This is a genomic window from Streptomyces sp. NPDC101181, from assembly GCF_044767975.1.
Lineage (GTDB): Bacteria > Actinomycetota > Actinomycetes > Streptomycetales > Streptomycetaceae > Streptomyces.
On record NZ_JBIWOX010000014.1, the window covers coordinates 169,736 to 190,327 of the forward strand.

Here is a 20,592-nt window from a genome sequence, read left to right on the forward strand (position 1 = left end):
GGTTCGGGGGGTGGGCTGAGCCAACCACCTCCGGTGCGGCGGCTCAAAATCGGGGCGGGGAGCGGGTCAGGGGCGGCGGGTGGCGAGGACGCAGAACTCGTTGCCCTCGGGGTCGGTGAGGACCACCCAGCTCGCCCCGCCCTGGCCGACGTCGGCGCTCCGGGCCCCCAGCGCGAGGAGCCTGCCCACCTCCTCGTCCTGCGCCCGGTCGGAGGGGCTGACGTCGATGTGGAGCCGGTTCTTGACGGACTTGCCCTCGGGCACCCGCGCGAAGGTCAGCACCGGTGGCACGGGGCCGGTGCTCTCCCCGTCCCCGGGCGGGCCGATGGTGACGACGCCGTCGCCCCGGTCCTCGCGCACCACCGCGTAGTCGAGCACCGCGCACCAGAAGCCGGCGAGGCCGGTGGGGTCGGCACAGTCGATCGCCAGCTCGGTGAACTTGGCTGCCATGGCGGGACCTCCGGGTCGGACGGCGGGGTTCACGAAGCCCCCACGGTAGGGCCTGCGGGCGGAGCGGCGGCGCTGTCCGGAGCGCGGCCGACACCGGTCCCGGGGTTCACCCCGCACGATCAAGGGAACATGTGTTCTATTCTGCGGGGAGAGCAACCGAGGAGGCGTCCATGCGCTGGGACAATCTGGTCGAGAACGGCTCGACGACCGGGAACAGCGCGCTCTTCGCCGCGGACGCGGTGACCACGCGCACGTTCGACACCCCGGAATTCCGGGGCATCACCTTCCACGAGATCCGGGCCCGTTCGATCCTGAACCGGGTGCCCGGCGCCTCGCGGATGCCGTTCGAATGGACGGTGAACCCGTACCGCGGCTGTACACACGCCTGTGTCTACTGTTTCGCGCGCAAGACCCACAGCTATCTGGACCTGGACACCGGCGTCGGCTTCGACTCCCAGATCGTCGTCAAGACCAACGCCCCCGAACTGCTCCGGCGGGAGCTGGGCTCCCGGCACTGGCGCGGCGAACACGTCGCGATGGGGACCAACGTCGACTGCTACCAGCGTGCGGAGGGCCGCTACCGGCTGATGCCCGGCATCATCGCCGCCCTGCGCGACCGGGCCAACCCGTTCTCGATCCTGACCAAGGGCACGCTGATCCTGCGCGACCTGGAGCTGCTGCGGCAGGCCGCCGAGGTCACCGAGATCGGCGTCTCGGTCTCCGTCGGCTTCACCGACCCGGAGCTGTGGCGGACGGTCGAGCCCGGCACCCCCTCGCCCGGACGACGCCTGGACGTGGTCCGCGCCCTGACCGGCGCGGGGATCGGCTGCTCGGTCCTGATGGCCCCGGTCATCCCGTTCCTCGGTGACCGGCCGGAGCAGCTGCGGGCCACCGTCGCGGCCGTCGCGGAGGCGGGCGCGACCTCGGTGACCCCGCTCGTCCTGCATCTGCGCCCCGGCGCACGCGAGTGGTACCTGCACTGGCTCGGGCAGCACCACCCGCACCTGGTGGAGCGCTACGAGCGGATGTACGCGGGCGGGGCGTACGCCCCCACCTGGTACCAGCGCCGGATCACCCGTCAGGTGCACGAGCTGGCCGACGAGTTCGGGATCGGTCCGGCGCACCGGGGCGACAACCGTCGGATCACCCCGGCCCCGGCCCCGTCAGCCGCGCCCGAACCGGGACCGACCCAGCTGACCCTGCTCTGAGCATCACCGGAGGGGCGGGTGCGGCCGATGGCGTGACCGTAGGGGCCGACTCCGCCCGGAAGTGCCCCTTCCGGGGGCCGGGTCGGGGACCATGCGGCGGGGACCGGTGATCCGGCGCCGCGTCCCGCCACTCCCGGGAGGCCCCATGACGAAACGTGCAGGAATTCTGGTCGCCGTAGGCGCGACGGTCGCCGGTCTGCTGACCGCCGCACCGGCCCCGGCCGCCACCACCGGGCCGGGCGCCCCGCCCGCCCCGCCGCTGAAGTGGACCGGCTGTCCGACCGAGAACTACCCGACGCTCCAGTGCGCGAAGGTCCGCGCCCCGCTGGACCACAGCCGCCCGTCGGGCCGCCAGATCACACTCGCGCTCTCCCGCGTCCCGCACACCGCCAAGGCCTACCAGGGCCCGCTGCTGGTCAACCCGGGCGGTCCGGGCGGCAGCGGTCTGTCGATGGCCGGGTTCGTGGCGTCCTCGCTGCCGGAGAAGACGGCCGCCCGGTACGACGTGATCGGCTTCGACCCGCGCGGCGTCGGGAAGAGCACCCCGGCCCTGAACTGCCTGCCCGGCCACTTCGACCCGGTGCGCCCGGACTCGGTGCCGGACTCCTACCGCGCCGAGCGGATCAACCGCGACCGGGCCGAGTCCTTCGCCCGCGCCTGCGGCGAGAAGCACGGCGACGTGCTGCCGTACATGGACACCGTCAGCGCGGCCAAGGACCTGGAGGTGATCCGGCGGGCACTGGGCTCCCCGCAGATCAACTACTTCGGCTACAGCTACGGCACCTACCTGGGCGCGGTCTACGCCAAGCTGCATCCGGAGCGGGTGCGCCGCCTGGTGCTGGACTCGGTCGTCGATCCGGACGCCGTCTGGTACGAGGGCAACCTCGGCCAGGACCACGCGTTCGACGACCGCCATAAGGCGTTCGCCGCGTGGGTGGCGAAGCACGACGCGGCGTACGGCCTGGGGAGCGACCCGGCGGGCGTCGAGGCCGCCTGGTACCGGATGCGGGCTGCGGTGGCGCGCGAACCCGCGGGCGGGAAGGTCGGCGCGAGCGAGCTGGAGGACACCTTCCTGCCCGGCGGCTACTACAACGGCTACTGGCCTTATCTCGCCGAGGCGTTCGCCGCGTACGTGAAGGAGAAGGACACCGAGGCGCTGGTCCAGGTGTACGAGAACTTCGGCGCGGCCGACGCGAGCGGCGACAACAGCTACTCGGTCTACACGGCCGTCCAGTGCCGCGACGCCGCCTGGCCCCGGCACTGGAGCACCTGGCGCAACGACAGCCGCCGCATCCACGACAAGGCCCCGTTCATGACGTGGAACAACACCTGGTACAACGCGCCGTGCGCGACCTGGCCGGTGGCGCCGCTGCGCCCGCTCCCGGTGCACAACCGGCAGTTGCCCCCGGCGCTGATCCTCCAGGCCACCGACGACGCGGCCACCCCGTACGGCGGCGCGGTCAGCATGCACCGCAAGCTCAAGGGCTCCAGCCTGGTGGTGGAGGAAGGCGGCGGCAACCACGGCATCACGCTGAGCGGCAACGACTGCCTGGACCGGCATCTGACGGCCTATCTGAACGACGGGACCGTGCCGCGCGGCCGGGGCGAGGCGGACGCGGTCTGCGCCGCCCTGCCGGAGCCGAAGCCGCTGCCCGCCGAGAAGGCCGCGGCCCAGTCGGTGGACAACAGCAGGGCCAGCCGTCTGCACGGGCTGCTCGGCTTCCGCCGCTGAGCCCCGGCGGCCGACCGGCGGCCCGCCCGCTCACCGGCCCGGCAACCGGCTGAGCGCCGCCGCCGCGGCCGGGCCGAGCCGGGGGTGCGGGAGCGCCGCCGTCAGGACCGGGCGGGCCCGGTCGTCGCCGAGGCTGCCGAGCCCCTCGACGCAGGCCAGGGCGACGCGCCAGTGCGGTTCGCCGGGGGCCAGCAGGCCCTGGAGGGTGCACACCAGGGCCGGGACCGACTCGGGGGCGCGCAGGGTGGTGAGCAGCCGGACCGGGTGCAGGGCGTAGGCGGTGCGCAGGGTGTTCGTGGCGAGGGCGGCGGCCGCCCGGGGGGTGCGCGGGTCCGCGAGGCGGGCCAGGGCATGGGCGGCGGAGACGCAGCGTTCGGGGTCGCGGTGGTTGAGCAGCAGCACCAGCGCCTCGAAGGCCCGCCGGTCGCCCGCGCAGCCGAGCCGGAAGGCGGCCAGCTCCCGCGCCCACAGCGGGCGGTGGGGCTCCACGAGGACACCGGCCAGCTCCTCGGCGTCCTCGGTGGCGGCGAGCCGGGCGTACAGCGGGGACCCGTCGGCCTCGGGCTCCAGCCGGTCCATGAGCGAACGGAACTCCTCATCCATGACGCTCAGCGTATCGACGAGCACGCTCCGTGCGCAGGGGCATCGGGGATTCGCTGTGATCCGGCGCACAAGGACGCGGGGGTAGCGCGCTCACTACCCGCCGGTTAACCTCATCTGAGCGGGACACCCTCCCGTCGGCTCCGGTGGCCTGGTGACGCAGCCACCCGGAGTGCTTGTCGGTTCGGCGGTTTTCTTTCGACGGCTCCGGGACAGAGTCCGTCGCCCCTCACGGCCGGGCGTGCCCACGGCGCGCCGGTCACGTGCTCCACGACACGCAGCTTCCGTACGCCTCGCGCCTCCCTCGTTCGCCGCGCGCGCCGTGCTCCCACAGTCGTCACTCACCCTGGAGTCCCGTGATGGACACCCCTCTCTCCACCATCGCCGTCGTCGGCCTCGGCACCATGGGCACCGGCATCGCCGAGGTCCTGGCCCTGGCGGGCCGCGAGGTCATCGGCATCGACATCAGCGAGGCGGCCGCCCTCGGGGCCGTCGCCGCCCTCGAAGCGTCCACCGCACGGGCCGTGGGGCGCGGGCGGATCACCGAGCGGGAGCGGACCGACGCGCTCGCCCGGTTCCGCACCGCGAACACCCTCCGGGCCGCCGCCGGCGCCGAGCTGGTCATCGAGGTCACCCCGGAGACGTACGAGATCAAGCAGCGGGTGTTCCGGGAGCTGGACGCGATCGTGGCTCCCACCGCGATTCTGGCCACCGGCACCAACGCGCTGTCGGTGACCCGGCTGGCCGCCGAGTCGCGCCACCCCGAGCGGGTCCTCGGGCTGCACTTCTTCAACCCGGCACCCGCGATGAGGCTGGTCGAGGTGGTCTCCTCGGTGCTGACCGCGCCGCCCGCCGTTCGGGCCGTCACCCAACTGGCCCGGGAGCTGGGCAAGGAGCCCGTCGCGGTCGGCGACCGGCCCGGGTTCGTCGCGGACGGGCTGCTGTTCGGCTATCTCAACCAGGCCGCCGCGATGTACGAGGCGAACTACGCCTCCCGGGAGGACATCGACGCGGCGATGAAGCTGGGCTGCGGGCTGCCGATGGGACCGCTCGCGCTGCTGGACCTGATCGGCGTGGACACCGCCCGGACCGTCCTGGAGGCCATGTACGCCGCCTCCCACGACCGACTGCACGCCCCCGCCCCGATCCTCGGCCAGCTGAGCGAGGCGGGTCTGACCGGACGCAAGGCCGGGCGCGGCTTCTACGCCTACGACGCCCCGGGCGGGCAGACCGTGGTGCCCGACGCGCTGACCCCGCCGCCGGAGGCCGCCGCCGGGACGGGTCGCACGGTGGCGTCCGTCGGCGTCGCGGGCTCGGGGACGATGGCGTCCGGGATCGCCGAGGTCTTCGCCAGGGCCGGGTACTCCGTGGTCCTGGCGGCCCGCGGCCAGGAGAAGGCGGATCTGGCCAAGGCCCGGATCGCGACGTCGCTGGAGCGTTCGGTGACCCGGGGGCGGCTGAGCGCCGAGGCCCGGGACGAGACCCTGGCACGGATCGCGGCGGCCGGTTCGCTGGAGGCGTTCGCCGAGGTGGACCTGGCCGTCGAGGCGGTCGCCGAGGACCTGGAGGTCAAGCGGCAGCTGTTCGCCACGCTGGACAAGGTCTGCCGACCGGGCGCGGTCCTCGCCACCACCACCTCCTCCCTGCCGGTCATCGCCGTCGCACGGGCGACCGCGCGGCCGAAGGACGTCGTCGGGATGCATTTCTTCAACCCGGCGCCCGCCATGAAGCTGGTCGAGGTGGTCCGCACGGTGCTGACCGCCGACGACGTGCACGCGACGGTCCGCGCGGTCTGCGGGAGGATCCGCAAGCACCCGGTGGACTGCGGGGACCGGGCCGGGTTCATCGTCAACGCGCTGCTGTTCCCCTACCTCAACAACGCGATCAAGATGGTCGAGGAGCACTACGCGTCGCTGGACGACATCGACGCGGCGATGAAGCTGGGCGGCGGCTACCCGATGGGCCCGTTCGAGCTGCTCGACGTGGTCGGCCTGGACGTCTCGCTGGCCATCGAGCAGGCGCTGCACCAGGAGTTCCGGGACCCGGGCCTGGCCCCGGCGCCGCTGCTGGAGCACCTGGTCGCCGCGGGCTGCCTCGGCCGCAAGACGGGGCGGGGCTTCCGCGAACATGCCCGCCGCTGACCCGGGAGCCGGGCGGAGCGGGCCGCGGGAAGCCTCCGGCGGCCCGCCGGGAACCACCGAGGGGCCGCCGGGCCCCTCCGGCGGCCCTCCCCCGCAGGCGCGCTCTCCTGCACCGATGGGTTACGTTCATGCCATGTCCCAGCCCGCCAAGTCACCCCGTGCCACCGCCGCGACCGACGCCCCGGAGACCGCAGCGGGGACGCGCGCGGCCGCGCAACGGCTGAAGATGCGCCGCGAACTGGCCGCCGCAGCGATGGAGCTCTTCGCCACGAAGGGGTACGAGGCGACGACCGTGGACGAGATCGCGGGCGCCGCGGGCGTGGCCCGGCGGACCTTCTTCCGGCACTTCCGCTCCAAGGAAGAGGCGATCTTCCCGGACCACGACGACACCCTGGTCAGGGCGGAGGCCGTCCTCAACGCCGCACCGGCGCACGAGCACCCGCTCGACACGGTGTGCCGAGGGATCAAGGAGGTCATGAAGATGTACGCGGCCAAGCCGGCCGTCTCCGTGGCCCGCTACAAGCTCACCCGCGAGGTACCCACCCTCCGGGAGGCCGAGATCGCCTCGGTGGCCCGCTACGAGCGGTTGTTCACCCGCTATCTCCTGGGCCACTTCGACGAGCGCGACCACCACGTGGGCAACGACGACCCGCTGCTCGCGGAGGTCGCCGCGTCCGCCGTCGTCACCGCGCACAACCATGTGCTGCGCCGCTGGCTGCGGGCGGGCGGCCAGGGCGATGTGGAGGCCCAGCTCGACCGTGCCTTCGCCATCGTGCGCGACACCTTCGGCAGCGGCATCGGGGCGGGCCGCACCGTCCCGGCCGAGCCCGGGCGCACACCTTCCGCGACGGTCGCCGCGGACGGCGAGGTGCTGGTCGCGGTGGCGCGTACGGACGCCCCGCTGGACGAGGTCATGCGCACGATCCAGCAGGCGCTGAGGGCCCGCTGAGCCAGGGCGGAGCCCCGCCCTCCGTTCCCGACGCCTCCGGCCCCGCGGCCGGGGGCGTCGGTCGTGCTCCGGCCGGGCCGCACGGCGCCCGCCGCGACGACGCCGTATGCGCACCGCCGGGCCCGCCCGGCACTCCCCTGCCGTCCGTCAGCAGGACAGAACGTCTCGTAACGCCCATCGTGTTGCTCATGCGTGCCCATGAGATGACAAGTGAGAGAAATTGTTGGCACTGGGTGCCTTGTCAGGTGTCACGGAGTGCCATACGTTGAAAGTGTCCGGGCGGCCGGCGCGCTGAGAACTCAGACGCGCGCCGGCTGTCCCCGCACCCACCGCGCCGCGCGCCCGGACGCCTGCGTCACAGGCACCCTTCCGCTCCACCGAGCAGAGCCGAGTCCCACCCCGCCGGACCGACGGCAACACCTCCACACCGCACCGCCCCTGCCAGCAGGGCCCCTCAAGCGTTCCCTCGACGCCGCATCACCGGAGGCAACACCGTGAAGGACATCCTGGACGCCATCCAGTCACAGGACAGCACGGCCGCGGACTTCGCGGCCCTGTCCCTCCCCGAGTCCTACCGCGCGATCACCGTGCACAAGGACGAGGCGGAGATGTTCGCGGGGCTCGAATCCCGCGACAAGGACCCCCGCACGTCGCTCCACCTGGACGAGGTCCCGGTCCCCGAACTCGGCCCCGGCGAGGCCCTCGTCGCCGTGATGGCCAGTTCGGTGAACTACAACTCCGTGTGGACCTCGATCTTCGAGCCGGTGTCCACCTTCGGCTTCCTGGAGCGGTACGGCAGGCTCAGCGAGCTGACCCGGCGCCACGACCTGCCCTACCACGTCATCGGCTCCGACCTGGCGGGCGTCGTCCTGCGCACCGGCCCCGGCGTGAACGCCTGGAACCCGGGCGACGAGGTCGTCGCGCACTGCCTCTCCGTCGAGATGGAGTCCTCCGACGGCCACAACGACACGATGCTCGACCCCGAGCAGCGCATCTGGGGCTTCGAGACCAACTTCGGCGGCCTGGCGGAGATCGCCCTCGTGAAGTCCAACCAGCTGATGCCGAAGCCGAAGCACCTCAGCTGGGAGGAGGCCGCCGCCCCGGGCCTGGTCAACTCGACCGCGTACCGCCAGCTCGTCTCCCGCAACGGCGCCGGCATGAAGCAGGGCGACAACGTGCTGATCTGGGGCGCCAGCGGCGGACTGGGCTCCTACGCCACCCAGTTCGCGCTGGCCGGCGGCGCCAACCCCATCTGTGTCGTCTCCTCCCCGGAGAAGGCCACCATCTGCCGGTCGATGGGCGCCGAGGCGGTGATCGACCGCACCGCCGAGGGCTACGCCTTCTGGAAGGACGAGCGCACCCAGGACCCCAGGGAGTGGAAGCGCTTCGGCAAGCGCATCCGCGAGTTCACCGGCGGCGAGGACATCGACATCGTCTTCGAGCACCCGGGCCGCGAGACCTTCGGCGCCTCGGTCTACGTCACGCGCAAGGGCGGCACGATCACCACCTGCGCCTCCACCTCGGGCTACATGCACGAGTACGACAACCGCTACCTGTGGATGTCGCTGAAGCGGATCATCGGCTCCCACTTCGCCAACTACCGCGAGGCGTGGGAGGCCAACCGCCTGATCGCCAAGGGCAGGATCCACCCGACGCTCTCCAAGGTCTACTCCCTGGAGGACACCGGCCAGGCCGCCCACGACGTCCACCGCAACGTCCACCAGGGCAAGGTCGGCGTCCTGGCGCTCGCCCCCCGCGAGGGTCTGGGCGTGCGCGACCAGGACCTGCGCGAGCAGCACATCGACGCCATCAACCGCTTCCGCAACGTCTGAGGTTCTCCCATGACCGAACGTCAGAAGGACCGGCCCTGGCTCATGCGGACGTACGCCGGCCACTCGACCGCCGAGGCGTCCAACGAGCTCTACCGCCGCAACCTCGCCAAGGGCCAGACGGGTCTCTCGGTCGCCTTCGACCTGCCGACGCAGACCGGATACGACCCGGACCACGTTCTCGCCCGCGGCGAGGTGGGCCGTGTCGGTGTTCCCGTCTCGCACCTCGGTGACATGCGGCGGCTGTTCCAGGACATCCCGCTGGAGCAGATGAACACCTCGATGACGATCAACGCGACCGCCATGTGGCTGCTGGCGCTCTACCAGGTGGTCGCGGAGGAGCAGGGGGCCGACCCCGCGCGGCTCCAGGGGACCACGCAGAACGACATCGTGAAGGAGTACCTCTCGCGCGGGACGCACGTCTTCCCGCCGGTCCCCTCGCTGCGGCTGACCACCGACATGATCGCGTACACGGTCGTCCGCGTCCCCAGGTGGAACCCGATCAACATCTGCAGCTACCACCTCCAGGAGGCGGGGGCGACCCCGGTCCAGGAGATCGCGTACGCCATGTCGACGGCCGTCGCGGTGCTCGACGCGGTCCGCGACTCGGGCCAGGTGCCCCGGGAGAAGTTCGGTGACGTGGTCGCCCGGATCTCGTTCTTCGTGAACGCGGGCGTCCGCTTCATCGAGGAGATGTGCAAGATGCGCGCCTTCGGCCGGATCTGGGACCGCGTCACCCGGGAGCGGTACGGCATCACCGACCCCCGGCAGCGCCGCTTCCGCTACGGGGTGCAGGTCAACTCCCTCGGTCTGACCGAGGCGCAGCCGGAGAACAACGTCCAGCGGATCGTCCTGGAGATGCTGGCCGTCACCCTCTCCAAGGACGCCCGCGCCCGCGCGGTGCAGCTCCCGGCCTGGAACGAGGCGCTGGGGCTGCCCCGCCCGTGGGACCAGCAGTGGTCGCTCCGCATCCAGCAGGTGCTGGCCCACGAGAGCGATCTGCTGGAGTACGAGGACATCTTCGCCGGTTCCCACGTCATCGAGGCGAAGGTGGACGCCCTGGTCGAGGAGTCGCTGGCGGAGATCGACCGCATCCAGCAGATGGGCGGCGCGATGGCGGCCGTCGAGTCCGGCTACCTCAAGTCCGAGCTGGTCTCCTCGCACGCGGCCCGGCGGGCCCGGATCGAGGGCGGCGAGGAGAAGATCGTCGGCGTCAACATCTACGAGTCCACCGAGCCCAACCCGCTCACCTCCGACCTCGACGGCGCGATCATGACCGTCGACCCCGCGAACGAGGCCCGGGTCGTCGCGGCGCTGCACGAGTGGCGGGACAACCGGGACGAGGCGCGGGCGACGGAGGCGCTGGCCGCGCTGAAGAAGGCCGCGGCGGGCACCGCGAACATGATGGAGGCCACCGTCGAGTGCGCCCGCGCCGGCGTCACCACCGGCGAGTGGTCCTGGGCGCTGCGGGACGTGTTCGGGGAGTTCCGCGCCCCCACCGGGGTCTCCTCGGCCCCGGTGGCGGTCACCGCCGAGCCCGGCAGCACGCTCGCCCTGGTCCGCGGGAAGGTCACCCGTACCGCCGCCGACCTCGGGGTCGGGCGGCTGCGGCTGCTCGTCGGCAAGCCGGGCCTGGACGGGCACTCCAACGGGGCCGAGCAGATCGCCGTACGGGCCAGGGACGCCGGGTTCGAGGTGGTCTACCAGGGCATCCGGCTGACCCCCGAGCAGATCACCGACGCGGCGCTCGCCGAGGACGTGCACTGCGTGGGCCTGTCGATCCTGTCCGGCTCGCACGCGGAGCTGGTCCCCGACGTGCTGCGCCGGCTGCGCGAGGCCGGGGCTCCGGACATCCCGGTGATCGCGGGCGGCATCATCCCGCCGGCCGACGCCACGGCGCTCATCGCGGCCGGGGTGGCCGCCGTCTTCACCCCGAAGGACTTCGGCATCACGGAGATCATCGGCCGTATCGTCGACGAGATCCGGAAAGCGAACAAGCTCGACCCTCTGGAGGTCCCCGCATGAGCACGCACACCCCCTCGGTCAACCGCCTGCGCCCCCGCCGCTCGTGTCTGGCCGTACCGGGCTCCAACCCGCGCTTCCTGGAGAAGGCCCAGGGCCTCCCCGCCGACCAGGTCTTCCTGGACCTGGAGGACGCCTGCGCGCCGCTGGCCAAGGAGGGCGCCCGCCACACCATCGTGGACGCGCTCAACAACGGTGACTGGGGCGGCAGGACGCGGGTCGTGCGGGTCAACGACTGGACGACGCACTGGACGTACCGGGACGTCATCACGGTCGTCGAGGGGGCCGGGCCGAACCTCGACTGCATCATGCTGCCGAAGGTCCAGGACGCCCAGCAGGTGGTGGCGCTGGACCTGCTGCTGACCCAGATCGAGAAGACGATGGGCTTCGAGGCCGGGAGGATCGGCATCGAGGCGCAGATCGAGAACGCCAGGGGTCTGGTGAACATCGACGAGATCGCCGCCGCCTCACCCCGGCTGGAGACGCTGATCTTCGGCCCGGCCGACTTCATGGCGTCGATCAACATGAAGACGCTGGTCGTGGGCCAGCAGCCGCCCGGCTACCCGGCCGACGCCTACCACTACATCCTCATGCGCATCCTGATGGCGGCCCGCGCGCACGACCTCCAGGCGATCGACGGCCCCTTCCTCCAGATCCGCGACGTGGACGCCTACCGCGAGGTGGCGGGCCGCGCGGCCGCCCTCGGCTTCGACGGCAAGTGGGTGCTGCACCCGGGCCAGGTCGACGCGGCCAACGAGGTGTTCTCGCCCTCGCAGGAGGACTACGACCACGCCGAGCTGATCCTCGACGCGTACGACTGGTGCACCTCCGAGGAGGGCGGCAGGAAAGGCTCGGCGATGCTCGGCGACGAGATGATCGACGAGGCCAGCCGCAAGATGGCCCTGGTGATCGCGGGCAAGGGCCGGGCCGCCGGAATGCGGCGCACGTCGAAGTTCGAAGCCCCGGAGGCCTGATCATGCAGTTCGGACGCACCTACGAGGAGTTCGAGGTCGGCGCCGTCTACAAGCACTGGCCGGGCAAGACGGTCACGGAGTACGACGACCACCTCTTCTGCCTGCTGACCATGAACCACCACCCCCTCCACATGGACAGCAACTACGCGGAAAGCACGACCGACTTCGGAAAGAACGTGGTCGTCGGCAACTACGTCTATTCGCTGCTGCTCGGCATGTCGGTCCCGGACGTCTCCGGAAAGGCCATCGCCAATCTGGAGGTCGAATCGCTCAAGCACATCGCGCCGACCTTCCACGGCGACACGATCTACGGCGAGACGACCGTGCTGGACAAGACCCCGTCGAAGTCCAAGAACGACCGCGGAATCGTGTACGTGGAGACCCGCGGCTACAAACAGGACGGCACCGTGGTCTGCGTGTTCCGGCGCAAGGTGATGGTCCCCACCGGGACGTACATCACGGAGCGCGGCGGCGAGCAGCCCGGCCGCCCGACGCCCGCCGAGTAACTGTGTGAAACCTCAAGGCCATCCGCGTGAAGCCACAGGAGAAGCAGCCATGACGCGACTCGCCCAGACCGCCGGTCTGAACGACATCCAGCGGGAAATCCTGGCGACGGTCCGGGATTTCGTCGACAAGGAGATCATTCCGGTCGCGACCGCGCTGGAGCACCGCGACGAGTACCCCACGGACATCGTCGAGGGGCTCAAGGAACTCGGCCTGTTCGGGCTGATGATCCCCGAGGAGTACGGGGGGCTCGGTGAGTCGCTGCTCACCTACGCGCTGTGCGTGGAGGAGATCGCGCGCGGCTGGATGAGCGTCTCGGGCATCATCAACACGCATTTCATCGTGGCCTACATGCTCAGGCAGCACGGCACCCAGGAACAGAAGGACACGTTCCTGCCGCGGATGGCGCTCGGTGAGGTGCGGGGCGCGTTCTCGATGTCGGAACCGGCCCTCGGCTCGGACGTCTCGGCGATCTCGTCCAAGGGCGTGCGGGACGGCGAGGAATATGTTCTCAACGGCCAGAAGATGTGGCTGACGAACGGCGGAACCTCTACCTTGGTGGCCGTCCTGGCCCGGAGTGACGAAGGCCACCCCGGTGATGAAGAAGCCGTCGCCCCGCACAAGTCGATGACCGCCTTCCTGGTGGAGAAGGAGCCCGGTTTCGGGGAGGTCCGGCCCGGCCTGACCATTCCCGGGAAGATCGACAAGATGGGTTACAAAGGCGTCGACACGACCGAACTGATCATGGACGACCTGCGCATTCCGGCCAATCGTGTGCTCGGCGGGACGACCGGCCGGGGTTTTTACCAGATGATGGACGGTGTCGAAGTCGGCCGGGTGAATGTCGCGGCGCGTGGCTGCGGCGTCGCACAGCGCGCATTCGAGCTGGGTGTTTCCTACGCCCAGCAGCGCCACACCTTCGGCAAACCGATCGCCCAGCACCAGGCGATCCAGTTCAAACTGGCCGAAATGGCCACCAAGGTCGAAGCGGCCCATGCGATGATGGTGAACGCGGCACGCAAAAAGGACTCCGGGGAGCGGAACGACCTGGAGGCAGGGATGGCGAAGTACCTCGCCTCCGAGTACTGCAAGGAAGTCGTCGAGGACGCCTTCCGTATCCACGGCGGCTACGGCTTCTCCAAGGAGTACGAGATCGAGCGCCTCTACCGTGAGGCCCCGATGCTGCTGATCGGTGAAGGTACCGCCGAGATCCAGAAAATGATCATTGGCCGGCGCCTCCTGGAGGAGTACCGAATCCAGGGCTGATTGTCCGTTCTGGGGTGGTTTGGTGGCGAAGAACGTCACACCGGGTCACCCCCGGCGGGCGGGGTTCGACAGTCCGACTCGGCTGCTGGCTTGCCCAGTTGCGCCCGGCACCCGATACCATCTATCGGAAAGCCGCCGTCCCCCGTTGCCAGCGCGGCATCATCCGCTACGAAGGTCATCCATGCCCGACAGCCCTATCTCTGCCACTCGCGGCGGGGTCCGCATCGCCCGCGGAGCATCGCCGTGGCTCCTGCCGACCGTCGCCACCGCCGCCCTCAGCCTGGCCCGCGCCCGCACGTCGGGGCGCTGGGCTGCCGCGGCCGTGCCCACCACCGCGCTCGCGGCGGGCATGCTCTGGTTCTTCCGCGACCCCGAGCGCGAGATCGCCGAGGGCCGGGTCATCTCCCCCGCCGACGGTGTGGTGCAGAGCATCATGCCGTGGAAGGACGGGCGCACCCGGGTCGCGATCTTCATGAGCCCGCTCAACGTCCACGTCAACCGCGCACCGCTGGCGGGCACCGTGACGTCGGTCGAGCACATCCCGGGCGGTTTCGTCCCGGCGTTCAACAAGGAGAGCGAGAACAACGAGCGCGTTGTCTGGCACTTCGACACCGAGCTCGGAGACATCGAGATGGTGCAGATCGCTGGAGCGGTCGCCCGTCGGATCGTGCCGTACCTCCCCGAGGGCACGAAGGTGGAGCAGGGCGAGCGCATCGGCCTGATCCGCTTCGGCTCACGCGTGGACATCTACCTCCCGGAAGGTATCGATGTCGCGGTCGAGGTCGGCCAGGCCACCACCGCGGGGGTGACTCGAATTGACCGTGATTGATCCGGATACCAAGGCCGACTGGGTTCCTGAGGCCGACGACGAGAGGGACGGCGAGGGCGCGGAGGACATGCCGCTCTCGATGCGGCTGTCGATAGCGGACACGCTCACCCTCGGCAACGCCACGTGCGGGTTCATGGCGGTGTACTTCACCACCACGGGCATTCTGATCCCGCACCTCACCGGCAGCGACGAGACGGGCATGGCCCGGCACTCGGCCGCCACCGCGGTGATCCTCATGCTGATGGCCGCGATCTTCGACCTGTTCGACGGGCTCGTGGCGCGCAAGCTCCGCTCCTCGCCGATGGGCGCCGAGCTGGACAACCTCTCCGACCTCATCAGCTTCGGGCTCGCACCGGCCTACTTCGTGCTCGTCTACGGCATGGTCGCGGACGACGCCCATCAGCGGGTCTCGGCGCTGGCGGCGATCGTGGTGCTGCTGGCCGTGGTGCTCAGGCTGGCCAGATTCTCCTGTGTGACCCTGAAGGACGGCATGTTCCAGGGCATGCCGAGCCCCTTCGGAGCGCTGACGGTCGTCTCGATCGTGCTCCTGGAGCTGCCCTTCGTGCCGACCCTCCTCGCCATCATCGGCGTGGCCTGGCTGATGGTGAGCCGGGTGGAGTACCCGAAGCCGCGGGGGGTCCTCGCGGTGGCGATGCTCAGCTGGATCGTGGCCGCGATGGGGCTGCTCGCCGCCTGGGCGTTCGACGCGCCCGGCGGTCAGCTGCTGCTCCAGACGGGCTGCGCGCTCCAGGTGGTCCTCGGTGCGGTGATCCCGCTGTTCGCCACGGCGCGACGGGTGAACACCATCCGTGACAACCGGCGCGAGGCGCGGGCGGCGCAGCTGCCGTAGCGGCGGATACCCGAACCAGGGCGAGGGCCCGGATGCTCCCCGGCATCCGGGCCCTCGTGCGTATACCACCGCGTGCCGGACCCGCACCAGAGGCGGAGACCTCCCGGTGGCTGAGATGAATCCGCAACAGACTGAGTACACCGTTGCCGTAACCCCGGCCCGATGGGCTTCTAGAATCACCTCGCAACCGACGTCGGGCCTCTTCCGGCCAGGCGCGGAGCGGGGACCAGGGGGGTCCGATGATGAAGCTGACAAGAAACGGGACGCGGGTGCTCGCGGTCGGGGCGGCAGGGCTGCTGCTGGCCGGATGTGGCGGGTCCCAGAGCGGCGGCGACCGGCCGGACCCGAAGCCGAGCCGGTCCGCGACGGACGGTGGGAAGACGAACGGGCAGAAGACGGGGGCCTCCGGCGGGCCGGAGACGAAGGGCCCGGAGGAGACGAAGCAGCCGGGCGCGCTGCCCAGCGCGTACGACTTCACCCCGGCCCCCGAGCGCGTGCCGAAGACCGCCGCGCAGGCGCGGAAACTGACCCGGAACGCCGCGCTCGGCGAGAACGACTGGTCGGCGGGGATGGTGCGGCACACCCCGTACGAGAGCGGCGGCAGCTGGCCGGTGCTGGCGGAGTCCTGTGTCTGGAGCCGCTCCGCGCTGCCGGCGGGCATCCTGGACAGCTTCACCCGGCGGCTGGACGTACCGGCGCAGGACGGCAAGGGGCGGGTCCAGGGGTCGGTGACGGTGACCGTGCACCGGACGGTGGCGGGCGCCGACACCGAGATGAAGGACACCGTGCAGGAGAGCTTCCGCTGCCCGAGCCAGGAGCTGGGCGGCGGACAGCGGCTGAGCGGTCTGATGTCGCTGCACTTCGACCAGAAGGACGTCCGCAACGCGGACGCCTCCATGTTCGAGGCGGGAAAGTACGCCGGGCCGGGCTCCGGCGGGACGCAGGACTACGTGTGGACCAAGTCCCGGATCGGCCCGGTCACGACGGCCGTCTCGGTCAAGGGCGCGAAGGGCTACACCAACACCGACCTGCTGCGGATCGCCGCGGAGGGCGGCGCCAAGGTGCTCTACCGCGTCGAGCTGGAGCTGAAGTGACGGCGGGCCGGGGCCGTACGTCCCGTTTCCCGCTGCCGTCCCGTACCGGACACTCCGTTCCGGCCTGAACCGAACGAAAGGCCCTGACCGCAGATGGAACCGCTCCGTTCCACGGACCCGGCGCGGATCGCCGGCTACCGCGTCCTCGGCCGGCTCGGCGCCGGGGGCATGGGCGTGGTGCTGCTGGGCCGCTCGCCCGGCGGCGCGCTGGTGGCGATCAAGCTGATCCGGGCGGAGTACGCCGACGACGCCGGGTTCCGCACCCGTTTCCGGCGCGAGGTGGCGATCGCCCGGCAGGTCCGCAACCGGTGGGCGGTCCCGGTGGTCGACGCGGACACCGAGGCCCCGGCCCCCTGGCTGGCCACCGAGTTCGTGCCGGGGCCCGCGCTGAGCGAGGCGGTCGGGGGCGGCGGACCGCTGCCGGAGCGCAGTGTGCGGGCGCTCGGCGCGATGCTGGCGGAGGCGCTGGAGGCGGTCCACGGGGCGGGGCTCGTCCACCGGGACGTGAAGCCCGGGAACGTCCTGCTGGGGCTGGACGGGCCCCGGCTGATCGACTTCGGGATCGCGCGGGCCCTGGACGACACCGTCCTCACGGCGACCGACGCGATCGTCGGCTCCCCGGGCTTCCTCTCGCCCGAGCAGGCGCAGGGGCGGCGGATCGGCCCGGCGAGCGACGTGTTCTCGCTGGGCTGTGTCCTGGTGTACGCGGCGACCGCGGGGCGGCCGTTCGGCAGCGGGCCGGTCGAGGCGATGCTGTTCCGTACCGTGCACGACACGGCGGAGCTGAGCGCGTTGCCCCCGGGGCTGCGGCCGGTGGTGGAGGGCTGCCTGTCCAAGGATCCGCAGGAGCGCCCCTCGGCGGCGGACATCCGGCGGGCGTTCGCCGAGGACGCGGTCGGCGGCAGCTGGCTGCCGGGTCCGGTGACGCATCTGATCGCGGAGCGGTCCGCCCGGATGCTCGCGCTGCCCGACATCGAGGCGACCAGCCTGGACGCGAGGGCGGCGGGCGGGCCGACGGACACCCGTCCCGGCACCGGCGCCGGGAACACCACCGCCGTGCCCGCCTCCCCGGGCCGTCGGCGGTTCCTCGCGTACGTGGGCGGCGGGGTGGCCCTCGCGGCGGCGGGCGGTACCACCGCGTGGCTCGTCTCCTCCGGCGACGGCCAGGGCACGGGCGGCGGGGGCAAGGGGGGCGGCGGCACGCCCCGCCGGGAGCTGCGCATCGGGCTCCAGGCCGACCTCAGCGGCCCGGGTGCGGCGCTGGGGGCCGGGCAGGAGCGGGCGGCCCGGCTCGCCGTGGACGAGCACAACGCGCGCGAGGACGTGCCGTTCACGCTGCGGCTGACCACGGTCGACGACCGGGGGGACGAGGAGCGGGCGAGGGCGGCGGTGCGCGGGTTCGCCGAGGACCCGCTGCTGGTGGCGGTGATCGGGGCGACCGGCACGGACGCGGCCCGGGAAGCGCTGGTCGCCTACGACGAGGCGGCGATGCCGGTGCTCAGCGTCGTCGACGGGGACATCCGGCATCTGAACCGGGTCTTCCTGTGCGCCCGGCCCCGCAACGACATGCAGATGCTGCCGGTGTCGCAGTACCTGGGGGCGTACGACATCGACCGGATCGCGCTGGTGGACGACGGCACCGAGTACGGCCGGCAGACGACGCGCTTCCTGGACGCCGGGCTGCGCGGCAACGGCCGGACCGTGTTCGCGGAGACCGTACGGGAGGGCAGCCGCGATCTGGACGCCGAGGCGGAACGGATCGTCGCGAAGAAGCCGGGGGCGGTGGTGTACGGCGGCGGTCTGCCGGGCGCGGGCCCCTTCGCGAAGGCGCTGGCGGCGGCCGGTTTCCGGGGGCCGCGGCTCGGCACCCAGGCCGTGCACGATCCGCGGTTCCTGGCGGAGGCGGGCGAGGACGCGGCGGGCTGGCTGGTCGTGTCGACGGCCGCCGACCCGGCCTCCGTGCCCTCGGTGCGGGAGTTCGCCGCCGCCTACCGCAAGCGGTTCGACGCGGTGCCGCCGCTGTTCGCCGCGGAGGCGTACGACGCGGTCGGGCTGATCGCCGCCTGCGCGCTGGAGCTGGACCGCGAGCAGCTGAGCCGCCAGGACCTGCTGCCCGCGCTGCGGACCACCTCGTACAAGGGCGTCTCCAAGAGCTACGCCTTCGAGCCCGCCAACGGGATGTACACCGGGACCGGGGTCTTCGTCTACCGCGTGGAGCGGGGGCGCTTCCGGTACGCCGGGATGGACGGCGCCGAGGTCTGAGGGCCGGGCCCGTCCGTCGGGGACGGCGCCGGGGCCCGGCCGTCACGCCGAGCCCCCGCACGGGGGTTTGCGCCCGCGCGGGGGTGTACGGACGTCAGCCCGTCAGGAAGTCCCGGGCGATCGACTCCGCCGCGCGCTCCAGCAGCGGTCCTGCCTGAGCCATCGACACGGCCGGGTCCGGTTCCAGGTCGGCCAGGGCGTAGGCGCGCCGGATGCCCGCCCGCTCCAGGGCCTCGGGCTCCAGGGCGAGGCGGCCGCAGACCGCCACGACCTCGATCCCGGCCTCGCGGGCGGCGGCGGCGACCCCGGCCGGGGCCTTGCCGTGCAGGGTCTGCTCGTCGAGCGAGCCCTCGCCGGTGACCACGAGGGTGGCGCGGGCCAGTGCGGGGGCGAAGCCGAGGACGTCGAGCATCACCTCGATGCCGGGGCGGAAGCGGGCGCCGAGGGCGACGAGCGCTCCGTAGCCGATGCCTCCGGCCGCACCCGCGCCGGGCAGGGACGCGGTGTCGGGGCCCAGGACGGAGGCGTAGTGGGTCAGGGCCGCGTCGAGGACCGCGATGTCCTCCTCGCTCGCGCCCTTCTGCCGCCCGTACACCTCGGGTGCGCCCTTGGGTCCGGTCAGCGGGTTGTCCACGTCACTGGCCAGGACCAGGTCCACGTCCTTCAGGCGGGGGTCGAGCCCGGACAGGTCGGCCTCGGCCAGCCCGGCCAGGCCTCCCCCGCCGGGGCCGACGGGCTTGCCGTCCGCGTCCAGGAAGCGGGCCCCCAGCGCGGCGAGCATGCCCGCGCCGCCGTCCGTGGTGGCGCTGCCGCCGACCCCGAACACGATGGTCCTCGCCCCCGCGTCGAGGGCGGCCGCCAGCAGCTCCCCGGAGCCGTAGGTGGTGGCCGTGAGCGGGGCGAACACCCCGTCGGGCAGGTGCTGGAGGCCCGAGGCCTCGGCCATCTCCACCACCGCGGTGTCCTCGCGCAGCGCGTACGCCGCCGTCACCGGCTCCCCGAGGGGGCCGGTCACCCGCGTCTCACGGCGCTCGAACCCGGCGGCCACCGCGGCGGCGACCGTGCCGTCGCCGCCGTCCGCGACCGGCAGGGTCTCCACCGCCAGGCCGGGGACGACCCGCCGGAGCCCGGCCGTCACCCGCTCGGCGACCTGTACCGCCGTGAGCGAGCCTTTGAACTTGTCCGCCGCGACGAGCACGCCGGCGGTCTCCACATCTGCTCCGTCCGTCACCTTGCATCCCTTGCTTTCGAACAGGCAGTCGCGCCGCCCCGACCCTATCCGCACGGCTTGCGAACTGCCACGGGCGTCCACGCCCGCCCGCTCCGGCGTCCCCGGGCGCGGCCCGCACTACGCTGGCGGCCGTGACCTCTACGGATGCCGACTACGCCACGTACATCGCCGGACTCCCCCGGGTCCTCTCCGGCGCCGCCTGCCTCTTCCGCGACGAGAGGGGCCGGGTGCTGCTCGTCGAACCCAACTACCGCGCGGGCTGGGCGCTGCCCGGCGGCACGGTCGAATCGCAGACGGGCGAGAGCCCCCGGCAGGCCGCCCGGCGCGAGACGCTGGAGGAGACCGGTCTCGACCTGGCACCGGGCAGGCTGCTCGCCGTCGACTGGGTGCGCGGCCCCGGCCGGCCCCCGATCGTGGCGTACCTGTACGACGGCGGGGTGCTCGCCCCGGAACGGTTCGCGGCGATCCGGCTCCAGGAGGAGGAGCTGGTCTCCTGGAAGCTGGTCGCCCCCGACGAGCTGGGGGGCTATCTGCTCGGGTCCCTGAGGCAGCGGGTGCGGGCGGCGCTGGAGGTGCTGGCGTCCGGCGGCGGCACGGTGGAGCTGGAGGACGGCGAGCCGGTCGGTTAGGGCGAAGGCCGGAGAGCGGGCA

At 72.1% G+C, this 20,592-nt stretch carries 17 protein-coding genes; 14 read left to right on the top strand and 3 right to left on the bottom strand.

Features of this window, described 5'->3' with window-relative positions; all coding sequences use genetic code 11:
* Positions 1-66: 66 nt before the first annotated feature.
* A complete protein-coding gene (locus ACIRRU_RS21350; protein WP_403682817.1) occupies positions 67-450 on the bottom strand; it encodes a VOC family protein in 384 nt (127 codons plus the stop codon).
* A gap of 170 nt (positions 451-620) precedes the next feature.
* Here ACIRRU_RS21350 and ACIRRU_RS21355 point away from each other — a divergent pair, with 170 nt between their 5' ends.
* Positions 621-1,658, top strand: coding sequence for an Rv2578c family radical SAM protein (locus ACIRRU_RS21355; protein ID WP_403682820.1), 1,038 nt, complete (start codon positions 621-623; stop codon positions 1,656-1,658).
* 145 nt (positions 1,659-1,803) lie between these two features.
* Positions 1,804-3,390: an alpha/beta hydrolase gene (locus tag ACIRRU_RS21360; protein ID WP_403682822.1), complete on the top strand. Its 1,587-nt coding sequence runs from the start codon at positions 1,804-1,806 to the stop codon at positions 3,388-3,390.
* Between the two features lie 30 nt (positions 3,391-3,420).
* Here the strand turns inward: ACIRRU_RS21360 and ACIRRU_RS21365 are convergent, their stop codons facing one another.
* On the bottom strand, positions 3,421-3,993 hold the full coding sequence (locus ACIRRU_RS21365; RefSeq protein WP_403682824.1) for an adenylosuccinate lyase: 573 nt from the start codon (positions 3,991-3,993) through the stop codon (positions 3,421-3,423).
* A gap of 356 nt (positions 3,994-4,349) precedes the next feature.
* Here ACIRRU_RS21365 and ACIRRU_RS21370 point away from each other — a divergent pair, with 356 nt between their 5' ends.
* The 11 genes from ACIRRU_RS21370 (at position 4,350) to ACIRRU_RS21420 (ending at position 18,710) form a co-directional block, all read left to right on the top strand.
* Positions 4,350-6,131, top strand: a complete 1,782-nt coding sequence (locus ACIRRU_RS21370) for a 3-hydroxyacyl-CoA dehydrogenase family protein (RefSeq protein ID WP_403682871.1) — start codon at positions 4,350-4,352, stop codon at positions 6,129-6,131.
* A 133-nt stretch (positions 6,132-6,264) separates the two neighbouring features.
* Complete coding sequence (locus tag ACIRRU_RS21375) at positions 6,265-7,080, top strand: TetR family transcriptional regulator (RefSeq protein WP_403682827.1); 816 nt, start codon at positions 6,265-6,267, stop codon at positions 7,078-7,080.
* Between the two features lie 494 nt (positions 7,081-7,574).
* A complete protein-coding gene (gene ccrA, locus ACIRRU_RS21380; RefSeq protein ID WP_403682830.1) occupies positions 7,575-8,912 on the top strand; it encodes a crotonyl-CoA carboxylase/reductase in 1,338 nt (445 codons plus the stop codon).
* Positions 8,913-8,921: 9 nt separating this feature from the next.
* Positions 8,922-10,934 (top strand): protein meaA, encoded by a 2,013-nt coding sequence (locus ACIRRU_RS21385; RefSeq protein WP_363200240.1) that lies wholly within the window; start codon positions 8,922-8,924, stop codon positions 10,932-10,934.
* Positions 10,931-11,905 (top strand): HpcH/HpaI aldolase/citrate lyase family protein, encoded by a 975-nt coding sequence (locus ACIRRU_RS21390; protein WP_403682833.1) that lies wholly within the window; start codon positions 10,931-10,933, stop codon positions 11,903-11,905. Before ACIRRU_RS21385 ends, ACIRRU_RS21390 begins: the two co-directional genes overlap by 4 nt.
* Positions 11,906-11,907: 2 nt before the next feature.
* Entirely contained in the window at positions 11,908-12,411 is a 504-nt protein-coding gene (locus ACIRRU_RS21395) for a MaoC family dehydratase (protein ID WP_363200243.1), read from the top strand.
* Positions 12,412-12,460: 49 nt separating this feature from the next.
* The gene (locus ACIRRU_RS21400) at positions 12,461-13,675 is read left to right on the top strand and encodes an acyl-CoA dehydrogenase family protein (RefSeq protein ID WP_403682835.1); all 1,215 of its coding nucleotides are present in this window, start codon (positions 12,461-12,463) and stop codon (positions 13,673-13,675) included.
* A gap of 181 nt (positions 13,676-13,856) precedes the next feature.
* Positions 13,857-14,504, top strand: coding sequence for a phosphatidylserine decarboxylase (locus ACIRRU_RS21405; protein WP_363200245.1), 648 nt, complete (start codon positions 13,857-13,859; stop codon positions 14,502-14,504).
* Positions 14,491-15,354, top strand: coding sequence for a CDP-diacylglycerol--serine O-phosphatidyltransferase (gene pssA, locus ACIRRU_RS21410; protein ID WP_363200246.1), 864 nt, complete (start codon positions 14,491-14,493; stop codon positions 15,352-15,354). Before ACIRRU_RS21405 ends, pssA begins: the two co-directional genes overlap by 14 nt.
* Positions 15,355-15,596: 242 nt before the next feature.
* A complete protein-coding gene (locus tag ACIRRU_RS21415; RefSeq protein ID WP_403682874.1) occupies positions 15,597-16,448 on the top strand; it encodes a hypothetical protein in 852 nt (283 codons plus the stop codon).
* 93 nt (positions 16,449-16,541) lie between these two features.
* On the top strand, positions 16,542-18,710 hold the full coding sequence (locus ACIRRU_RS21420) for a bifunctional serine/threonine-protein kinase/ABC transporter substrate-binding protein (protein WP_403682838.1): 2,169 nt from the start codon (positions 16,542-16,544) through the stop codon (positions 18,708-18,710).
* A 94-nt stretch (positions 18,711-18,804) separates the two neighbouring features.
* Here the strand turns inward: ACIRRU_RS21420 and ACIRRU_RS21425 are convergent, their stop codons facing one another.
* Positions 18,805-19,923, bottom strand: coding sequence for a glycerate kinase (locus ACIRRU_RS21425; protein WP_403682876.1), 1,119 nt, complete (start codon positions 19,921-19,923; stop codon positions 18,805-18,807).
* Between the two features lie 149 nt (positions 19,924-20,072).
* Here ACIRRU_RS21425 and ACIRRU_RS21430 point away from each other — a divergent pair, with 149 nt between their 5' ends.
* A complete protein-coding gene (locus ACIRRU_RS21430) occupies positions 20,073-20,570 on the top strand; it encodes an NUDIX domain-containing protein (RefSeq protein ID WP_403682841.1) in 498 nt (165 codons plus the stop codon).
* Positions 20,571-20,592 lie beyond the last annotated feature (22 nt).